Here is an 8,453-nt window from a genome sequence, read left to right on the forward strand (position 1 = left end):
GGCGCCCGGTCGGTGGCCAGCACCGCGCCGGACACGCCGCAGGCGGCGGCGTTTTGGGTCTCGATCCGGTCGACGCGGTGGCGAAAGGCCAGGGTGATCAGCCCGGCCTCGGCATGAGCGCGGACGCGGCGGATAAACGGTTCGAGCACGCCGGGGCCGGTGCCCCAGGTGATGTGGAAGCGCGGCACCGAATTGCCGTGGCCGGTGGCAAAGCCGCCGCCGCGTTCGGCCCAGCCGACCACCGGGAACCAGCGCATCCCCATGCCATGCAGCCAGGGGCGCATTTCGCCGGCGGCGAAATCGACATAGGCCTCGGCCCAGCGGCGCGGCCAGCTGTCCTCGGGCCGGTTGAACTGCGCCGAACCCATCCAGTCCAGCAGCGCCAGGTCGCGGCTGTCGCGGATGCCCATGCGGCGCTGTTCCGGGGTATCGACCAGGAACAGCCCGCCGAGCGACCAGAAGGCCTGCCCGCCAAGCGAAGCTTCCGGCTCTTGATCGAGCAGCAGCACCCGCTTGCCGCGGTCCCCCAGCTCTGCCGCCGCCGCCAGCCCGGCCAGCCCGGCACCTACGATGATCACATCGGCCTCGGCCATCGCGCCCTCCCTGAGCGTTTGCGCGCAGTCTAGCCTATCTGGCGGCGCGGCCCAATCGGCGGAGTTTTGGGGATGGAAAGGTCGGAATTTGCGTATCTGGGGCCGGGGTTGGCGCGGCCCTTTCCGCCGGCTAGCCCGACACCCAGGCCACCACCAGCGGGAAGGTGACGATGCTGAGCGCGGTCGAGAACAGGATCGCCGCCGAGGCGCGCTGGGGGGCGACGCGGTAATGCTGTGCCAGCATGAAGACGTTGCCGGCCACCGGCATCGCGGCGGCACCCACCACCACCGTGGCCGAGAAGGCGTCGAGCGGCAGCAACACCAGCACGCCGATTGCCACGAAGGCCGGGTGCAGCACCAGCTTGGCAAAGGTCAGCCAGGCGGCGACCTCGACCCGTTCGGCGGATTTTCCGGCCAGCGAGGCGCCGATGGCGAATAGCGCGCCGGGGGTGGCGGCGCCGCCGAGGATTTGCAGGAAATCGTTCAGCACGACGGGAACCGGGACCGACAGGGCCGACCAGATCAGCCCGGCGCTGATCGCCACGATCATCGGGTTGCGCAGCAGGCCCAGACCGATGGTGCGCAGCACGGCGGGATGCAGCCGGCCATCCTGCCCGGCGGTGATCAGGATGACGATCAGGCTGGAAAACACGATCAGGTCGGTGGTCAGCACCATCATCATCGGCCCGATCGAGGCCTCGCCGAACAGCAACACGAACATCGGCAGACCCAGAAAGCCAACATTGCCGATCACCGCGCATTGCGCCTCGACCGCGGCGGTGGCCATGTTGACGCGGCGCAGATAGGCGACGCCGGTGGCGATCAGGTAAACCGCGACCGAACCGAACAGATAGCCACCGATCAGCCGGCCGTTGAACACCTCGGCCAGCGGCAGGTTGGCGGCAAAGCGGAACAGCATCGCCGACAGCGGGAAGAAGAACACGAACTTGGTCAGGAAGGCGGTGGCCTCTTCGCTGAAGAAGCGGGTTTTGCCGGCCCAGACACCCAGGCCGATAATCGCGAAGAAGGGCAGGGTGCGCAGAAATATCTCGACCATATAAGGCAGGTAGCCCGGCCCGCGCGATACTGCAAGCCGGGTGATGGCGTTCAGCCGCTGCCGATCAGCACTCCGGCCGAAAGCACCAGCGCGCCGCCCAGCACCACTTGGAAAACTGCCCGCAAAAACGGCGTTTCCATAAACCGGTTCTGGATCGCGGCAATCGCCCAGAGTTCGATGAACACCACCAGCCCGGCAATCGCGGTGGCGGTCCAGAAATCCGGAATCAGATAGGGCAGGGCATGGCCCAGCCCGCCGATCGTGGTCATCACCCCCGAGGCGAGCCCGCGCTTGACCGGCGAGCCGCGCCCGGACAGTTCACCGTCATCCGAGGCGGCCTCGGTAAAGCCCATGGAGATGCCGGCGCCAACCGAGGCGGCGACGCCGACCAGGAAGGTGGTCCAGGTGTCCTGGGTGGCAAAGGCGGTGGCGAAAATCGGCGCCAGGGTCGAGACCGAGCCGTCCATCAGCCCGGCCAGGCCCGGCTGCACCCAGGTCAGGATGAACTGGCGGCGGGCATCGGCGTCTTCCTCGGCGCGGGTGTCGTCCTGCAGATGGGTCTCGGCCAGGTCGTCGGCGGTGGCGCGGTGGGCGGCCTCGGCGGCGGCCAGATCGCCCAGCAGCTTGCGGGTTGCCGCGTCGCTGGCGCGTTTCGCGGCGCGGGAATAGAACCGTTCGGCTTCGCGTTCCATCGCCCAGGCCTGCTCGCGGATCCGGTCCAGCCCCAGATTCTCGACCAGCCAGACCGGGCGGCGGTGGTAATAGCCCGCCACATGTTCGCGCCGGATCAGCGGGATCACCGTGCCGAACCGATCCTGGTGCAGGGCAATCAGCCGGGCGCGGTGCTGGTCCTCTTCCGCGGCCATGCCGTCAAACAGCCGCGCGCTGGCCGGGAAATCGGCGCGCAGCGATTCGGCATAGCCCCGGTAGATCCGGGCATCGTCCTCTTCGGAGGAAATCGCCAGGGCGATGATCTCCTGTTCACTCAGGTCGCCGAACCGCTTGCGCTGCGACAGAAATCCCATGGCCGTGCTCCTTGTTTAGAATTGTTCTAACTATAAGTGAGGCTTTGCCCAGGAACCAGAGGGTGGAAGCTGTTGTTGAGGCCGAATGAAACGGGTTAGGCTGTTTTGTGTAGTGGAGTGACGAATGAACGTATCGGCGGAAATCCAGCGCAGCGGGCGCAAGTTCGACCAGGTGCTTGCAGGTGCGCGCGAGGTGTTTTTGGCCAATGGTTTTGAAGGCGCCAGCATGGACGACATTGCCCGCGTCGCGGGTGTGTCCAAGGCGACGCTGTACAGCTATTTCCCTGACAAGCGCATCCTGTTCACCGAGGTGGTGACCACCGAATGCCGCTGCCTTGCGGAACGGGCCGAAGGCATGATCGACGCCTCGGCCCCGGCGGGTGAAGCGCTGGCAATCGCGGCGCGGCAATTCGTGCCGTTCCTGCTGTCGGAATTCGCGCAGCGCTGTTTCCGCATCTGCATGGCCGAGCGCGACCGCTTTCCCGAACTGGGCGAAGCCTATTACCGCAGCGGGCCGCTGAACGGGCGCCAAACCCTGATCAAGTTCCTGACCCTTGCCGCCGAGCGGGGCGAATTGGTGATCGAGGATTTCGGCATCGCCGCCGACCAGTTTGTCGAGCTGTGCAAGGCCCGGCTGTGGGTGCGGGCGATCTTTGGCATCCAGACCGAGTTCAGCGAGGAAGAGATCGCCGAAGTGGTCGACAACGCGGTTGAAACCTTCATGGCCCGTTACGGCGCGCGCTGACCCGCCGGCTCAATCCATCCGCCGGACCAGCAGCTGGTTGCCGTCGCCACGCTTGGTCTCGAAGCGCTTCAGCTCTTTCACCAGGTCGCTGAGCTTTTTCTTGCCATAGCTGCGGGTGTCGAAATCGGGCTTGGCGGTGGTGATGTACTGGCCGATCTGGCCCAGCGAGAACCACTCTTCCTCCTGATCGATCGCATCCATCGCCCGGATCACCAGCTGCACCGGATCTTCCAGCTGCGCCGGGGCTTCGCCATCCTCGACCTTGCGCGGCGTCTTGGCGCCGGATTTCGGCTCGTCCGACATGATGTTTTCGACATAGATGAACCGCTTGCAGGCATTGACGAAGGCCATCGGCGTCTTGCGCATGCCCATGCCGTAGACATCCAGCCCCTGGTCGCGGATGCGGGTGGCCAGGCGGGTGAAATCGCTGTCGGAGGACACCAGCACAAAGCCGTCGAAGCGGCCCGAATGCAGGATGTCCATGGCGTCGATCACCAGGGTGATGTCGCTGGAATTCTTGCCGGTGGTATGGGCGAATTGCTGGTGCGGCACGATGGCCAGCGCCGCCAGCTTGTCCTTGTTCCAGCCCTGCGGCCCGCCGCCGGCGAAGTCGCCATAGATGCGGCGGATGCTGGCTTCGCCCAGCGAGGCGATCTCGTCAAAGATCGCGTCGGCATATTTCGCCGAGATATTGTCGGCATCGATCAGAACGGCCAGCAGCTTGCGGTCTTCGGGCATGGGTCAGGTCAGGTCCTTATACATCACCAGCGCGTCGACATATCCGTGCGCCGGGTGGCGGAAGGCGCCGGGCAGCCGCCCGACGATGTCGAATCCGGCGCGCTGCCAGGTTGCCACCGCGCGGGTATTTGTGGCGACCACGAAATTGAATTGCATCGCACGATAGCCCAGTTCCGTCGCCGTCACCAGCGCGTGATCCAACATCGCCCGGGCCACGCCGCGCCCCTGCGCTGCCGGGGCGGTGACAAAGCCGGCATTGCAGACATGCGCGCCGCCGCCGGGCTGGTTGTCGCGCAGGTAATAGGTGCCCAGCGGCGTGCCATCGTCCTCGGCCAGGAAGGTGCGCGCGTCGTACCAATAGGCGAGGGCGGCGTCGCGGCCGATCGCGGGGTCGATCACATAGGTCTCGCCGGCGCGGAACACCGGTTCCAGCATCGCCCAGACGGCGTCCTGGTCGGCGGCTGCCGCGGGGCGGATCACCAGCGCCGCGGGGTTGTGCCGCTTCGGAGTGCGGATCTGCATGGTGAGGTCTCTCCCAACGGTGGCCGGCGCGACCCTAGTGCGCCCCGCAGAGAGGTTCAACGGCCCGCGTCAGGCCGCGGCGCGCAGCCCGGTATTGGGGGTTTCGCGCACCGGCAGGTGGACGATGGCGCTGAAGGCGCCGACGGCGACGCCGATCCACCAGACCAGGGTGTAATCGCCGCTGAGGTCATACATGCGCCCGCCCAGCCAGACGCCGACAAAGCCGCCGATCTGGTGGCTGAGAAAGACGATGCCATAGAGCGTGCCCATATAGCGCAGGCCGTAGATCTGCGCGACCAGCCCCGAGGTCAGCGGCACGGTGGCCAGCCACAGCGCGCCCATGACCACGGAAAAGATCAGCACCGAGCCGGGCGTGATCGGCAGCAGGATGAACACCGCCGCGGCAATGGTGCGGGCGGTATAGATCGCCGCCAGCAGGTATTTCTTGGAATAGCGGTTGCCAAGCCAGCCGGCCAGCAGGGTGCCGCCGACATTGGCCAGCCCGATCAGCGACAGCGACACCGCGCCCAGCGCCGAGGTGGTGGTGATGCCCATGCTGTGAAGGATGCCGCCGGGCAGGACCGGGCCGCACATCTCGGCCACCATGGCGGGGAAATGCGCGGTGACAAAGGCCAGCTGATAGCCGCAGGAAAAGAAGCCCATGAAGATCAACGCATAGGACGGGTCGCGGAAGGCACGCAGCAGGATGGTGCCCATGCTTTCCTCCAGCTCGGCCTTGCTGGCCATGGCCGGCGCCCGCATCGCCGGCAGCAGCAACAGCGAGGCCAGGATGACGGCGGCGAAGACCAGGAAGGTGGACTGCCAGGACAGGAAGCCCAGCATCCATTCCGCCGCCGGGGCACCGAAAATCTGCCCGGCGCTGCCGGCGGCCGAAACGAGGGCGAGCGACATCGAGCGGTTTTCGTCCGAGGCGGCGCGGCCGACTACCGCCAGGATCACGCCGAAGCCGGTGCCGGCGATGCCGAAGCCCACCAGCCAGCCATAGGCCTGATGTTCCAGCGGCGTGGTCGCCCAGGCCGACAGCACCAGACCAAGCGCATAGACCAGCGCGCCGAGGAAGATCGCCCGGCGGTCGCCGATCTTTTCCGCCATCGCCCCGAAGATCGGCTGGCCGATGCCCCAGGCCAGGTTCTGGATCGCGATGGCCAGCGAGAATTCGCTTCTGAGCCAGCCGAATTCATCCGCGATCGGAATCTGGAACACGCCGAAGGACGAGCGCACCGCGAAGCTGAGCATGATGATGATGCACCCGGTAATCAGGACCGGCGTGAAAAGCGAGGCGGAACGGGCCATCTGGGTCTCCAAAAAGGTGCTGCACAGGTTAATGGCTGGGCGATCCGCGTCAAATCAGGAGTTTTGCGGCTGCGGATAAGAGATTTTGATGTATCGCCTCAGATCATGCCGGGGTCGGGCCAGCCCAGCACCAGATCCTCCAGACCATCTTCGCCGCGCGTCCGTGCAATCTCCTGCCCGCCGATGCGGGTATAGAACCCCAGGGCGCGGGCGTTCGAGGCCAGCACCACCGCGGTGAACGGCCGCGGTGCCGGGCCCAGCGCCGCGCGCAGAAGTGCCCGGCCCAGCCCGCGCCCCTGTGCCGTGCCCAGCAGGTAGAGCGCGTAGAGTTCGTCGGGATAGTCGGGCTTGAAACGCGCCTCGCGCTGCGGGCCGATCTGGGCAAACCCGGTGCCATCGATCAGCACCACGCGGGTGCCACCGCGAGCCAGCACCCCCTGCCACTGGGCCAGGCGCAGGTCATAGGGATAGGCGGCGATCTCTTCCGCCGGCAGCAGGCCGGGATAGGTCTCGGCCCAGGACCGGACGTGGATTTGCGCCAGGTCTTTGGCATCCTGATCGGTAGCGGCGCGAATCAACATACCCGGTCCCTCCGTTCGCCTGTTCGCGATAGACATCCGATCCCGGTCCTTTTCAATGGTCTCGGTGGGTTGTAAGCCAAGCCCATGACATCGCTGCACGAGATCTATGCCCGCGGCATCGCCGACGGGTCGTTGTCCCATGACGCCGCGCAAGAGGCGGTGCTGGACGAATTCGAGCGTATCCGCAGCGCGGTCAGCCAGCCGGTCAAGCGCGGGCTGTTCCGCAAGGCCCCCGAGCCGCCCAAGGGCCTGTACCTGTGGGGCGGGGTCGGCCGCGGCAAGTCGATGCTGATGGATCTCTTCGTTGACTCGCTGGGCGACATCCCGGCGCGGCGGGTGCATTTCCACGCCTTCATGCAGGAAATCCATGCCGGGATGCACCAGGCGCGCAAGGCCGGGGTCGAGGACGCGTTGTCGCCGGTGGTGGCCGAGGTGGTCAAATCGCTGCGGGTGCTGGCCTTTGACGAGATGCAGATCACCGATATCACCGATGCGATGATCGTCGGGCGGCTGTTCGAGGCGCTGTTCGACGCCGGGGTGGTGGTGGTCACCACCTCGAACCGGGTGCCCGATGACCTGTATAAAAACGGGCTGAACCGGCAGCTGTTCCTGCCGTTTATCGAGCTGATCAAATCCCGCATGGTGGTGCGCGAACTGGCCAGCCCGCGCGATTACCGGCAGAACCGGCTGGAAGGCGCGCAGGTCTATTTTTCCCCGATCGGCCCCGACAGCCGCGCCGCGATCGAGGCGGTGTGGCAGGATCTGAGCGGCGGCCCGGCCGAGCCGCTGACCCTGATCGTGCAGAAGCGCGAGGTGGTGCTGCCGGCCTATCGCAACGGCGTGGCGCGGGCGCGGTTCTATGACCTGTGCGGCAAACCCTTGGGTCCGGCCGATTACCTTGCAATCGCCGAAGCGGTGCGGGTGCTGGTGCTGGAGGACATCCCGCGCCTGTCGCGCTCGAATTTCAACGAAGCCAAGCGGTTCGTCACCCTGATCGACGCGCTTTACGAGGCGCGGGTGCGGCTGGTGGCCTCGGCCGCCGCGGCACCCGAGATGCTGTATGTCGAGGGCGAGGGCATTTTCGAGTTCGAGCGCACCGCCTCGCGCCTGCGCGAGATGCAGGCGGCCGATTGGGGCAGCGGCGCCGCGCCGGGTTAATCCGGCGCCGCCAGCCGCCGTTGCAACAGCGCGCTGCCGGCGCCGCACAGCAGCACCGCAGCGGCCACCGCCAGGCTGACGCCGATATTCTGCGCCAGGTCGCCGATCAGCCCGGCGCCGAACGGCCCCAGGGTCTGCGCCACCGCGAAGACCACGGTGAACAGGCTCAGCCCCGGCCCCCAGCTGTCGGGCGGCAGGTTCTGGCGCAGAAAGCTGGTGACGGCGCCGGGCGCCATGAACACGCAGAGCCCGAACACCGCCGCCGACACCGCCAGCCCCAGGCCGCCGGGCCACAGCACCGGCAGCAAGGAGCCGGTGGCCACCCCGACCAGGATCAGCGCCAGCGGCAGGCCGGTGGCAAATCGGGCCAGCACCGGCCGCCACAGGAAAGGCGACAGGCACAGGCACAGGCCAAGCAGCACCCAGACCAGCGCGATCAGCTCGGCGCGGGCGCCCAGTTCGGTCATCCAGGCGCTGAGGAAGGTCAAATAGACGATATAGCCCAGCCCGAAGCCGGCATAGCCGCCGATCTGCGGCAGCATCTGCCGGATCGGCAGCGGTTGCGGCTCCGGGGCGCGGGCCAGGCGCGCCGGGCGCAGCACATGCGCGCTCCACAGGCCCAGCGGCAGGAAGGCGAAACAGACCAGCCCGATTAGCGTCCAGGCCATCGGCCAGGCGGCCGGGCCAAGCCGGTCCAGCAGCAGCGGCAGTACCGCGCCG

Annotated in this window: 10 protein-coding genes; 2 read left to right on the top strand and 8 right to left on the bottom strand. The window is 67.0% G+C overall.

What is annotated here, in order from left to right; all coding sequences use genetic code 11:
• The 3 genes from CVM52_RS21215 to mbfA all read right to left on the bottom strand — a co-directional run.
• Nucleotides 1–593, bottom strand: a 593-nt coding sequence (locus CVM52_RS21215) for an FAD-binding protein (RefSeq protein ID WP_133119921.1), incomplete at its 3' end; no start/stop codon positions are given.
• Between the two features lie 130 nt (nt 594–723).
• Nucleotides 724–1,650 carry an AEC family transporter gene (locus CVM52_RS21220; RefSeq protein WP_100164392.1) on the bottom strand — a complete coding sequence of 309 codons (927 nt, stop codon included), beginning with the start codon at nt 1,648–1,650 and terminating at the stop codon, nt 724–726.
• 50 nt (nt 1,651–1,700) lie between these two features.
• On the bottom strand, nt 1,701–2,675 hold the full coding sequence (gene mbfA, locus CVM52_RS21225; protein ID WP_100164393.1) for an iron exporter MbfA: 975 nt from the start codon (nt 2,673–2,675) through the stop codon (nt 1,701–1,703).
• Nucleotides 2,676–2,799: 124 nt separating this feature from the next.
• Here mbfA and CVM52_RS21230 point away from each other — a divergent pair, with 124 nt between their 5' ends.
• Entirely contained in the window at nt 2,800–3,420 is a 621-nt protein-coding gene (locus CVM52_RS21230; protein ID WP_100164394.1) for a TetR/AcrR family transcriptional regulator, read from the top strand.
• Between the two features lie 9 nt (nt 3,421–3,429).
• Here the strand turns inward: CVM52_RS21230 and CVM52_RS21235 are convergent, their stop codons facing one another.
• The 4 genes from CVM52_RS21235 to CVM52_RS21250 all read right to left on the bottom strand — a co-directional run bounded on the left by CVM52_RS21235 (nt 3,430) and on the right by CVM52_RS21250 (nt 6,575).
• The gene (locus CVM52_RS21235; RefSeq protein ID WP_100164395.1) at nt 3,430–4,158 is read right to left on the bottom strand and encodes an NYN domain-containing protein; all 729 of its coding nucleotides are present in this window, start codon (nt 4,156–4,158) and stop codon (nt 3,430–3,432) included.
• A gap of 3 nt (nt 4,159–4,161) precedes the next feature.
• On the bottom strand, nt 4,162–4,680 hold the full coding sequence (locus tag CVM52_RS21240) for a GNAT family N-acetyltransferase (protein ID WP_100164396.1): 519 nt from the start codon (nt 4,678–4,680) through the stop codon (nt 4,162–4,164).
• Between the two features lie 69 nt (nt 4,681–4,749).
• Nucleotides 4,750–5,994: an MFS transporter gene (locus CVM52_RS21245; protein ID WP_100164399.1), complete on the bottom strand. Its 1,245-nt coding sequence runs from the start codon at nt 5,992–5,994 to the stop codon at nt 4,750–4,752.
• 98 nt (nt 5,995–6,092) lie between these two features.
• On the bottom strand, nt 6,093–6,575 hold the full coding sequence (locus tag CVM52_RS21250; RefSeq protein WP_100164397.1) for a GNAT family N-acetyltransferase: 483 nt from the start codon (nt 6,573–6,575) through the stop codon (nt 6,093–6,095).
• 84 nt (nt 6,576–6,659) lie between these two features.
• Between CVM52_RS21250 and zapE the strand changes: the two genes are divergently transcribed.
• Nucleotides 6,660–7,733, top strand: a complete 1,074-nt coding sequence (zapE, locus tag CVM52_RS21255) for a cell division protein ZapE (protein WP_100164398.1) — start codon at nt 6,660–6,662, stop codon at nt 7,731–7,733.
• Here the strand turns inward: zapE and CVM52_RS21260 are convergent.
• On the bottom strand, nt 7,730–8,453 hold a 724-nt coding region (locus CVM52_RS21260; protein ID WP_133119923.1), incomplete at its 5' end, for a YbfB/YjiJ family MFS transporter. The genes zapE and CVM52_RS21260 overlap by 4 nt on opposite strands.

The sequence above is a fragment of the Pseudooceanicola lipolyticus genome, from assembly GCF_002786325.1.
Taxonomy (GTDB): Bacteria; Pseudomonadota; Alphaproteobacteria; order Rhodobacterales; family Rhodobacteraceae; genus Pseudooceanicola_C; species Pseudooceanicola_C lipolyticus.

Coding starts and splice junctions, on each gene's coding strand:
- CVM52_RS21250 (WP_100164397.1), bottom strand. CDS start 6,575: ATGTTGATTCGCGCCGCTACCGATCAGGATGCCAAAGACCTGGCGCAA.
- zapE (WP_100164398.1), top strand. CDS start 6,660: ATGACATCGCTGCACGAGATCTATGCCCGCGGCATCGCCGACGGGTCG.
- mbfA (WP_100164393.1), bottom strand. CDS start 2,675: ATGGGATTTCTGTCGCAGCGCAAGCGGTTCGGCGACCTGAGTGAACAG.
- CVM52_RS21235 (WP_100164395.1), bottom strand. CDS start 4,158: ATGCCCGAAGACCGCAAGCTGCTGGCCGTTCTGATCGATGCCGACAAT.
- CVM52_RS21220 (WP_100164392.1), bottom strand. CDS start 1,650: ATGGTCGAGATATTTCTGCGCACCCTGCCCTTCTTCGCGATTATCGGC.
- CVM52_RS21245 (WP_100164399.1), bottom strand. CDS start 5,994: ATGGCCCGTTCCGCCTCGCTTTTCACGCCGGTCCTGATTACCGGGTGC.
- CVM52_RS21230 (WP_100164394.1), top strand. CDS start 2,800: ATGAACGTATCGGCGGAAATCCAGCGCAGCGGGCGCAAGTTCGACCAG.
- CVM52_RS21240 (WP_100164396.1), bottom strand. CDS start 4,680: ATGCAGATCCGCACTCCGAAGCGGCACAACCCCGCGGCGCTGGTGATC.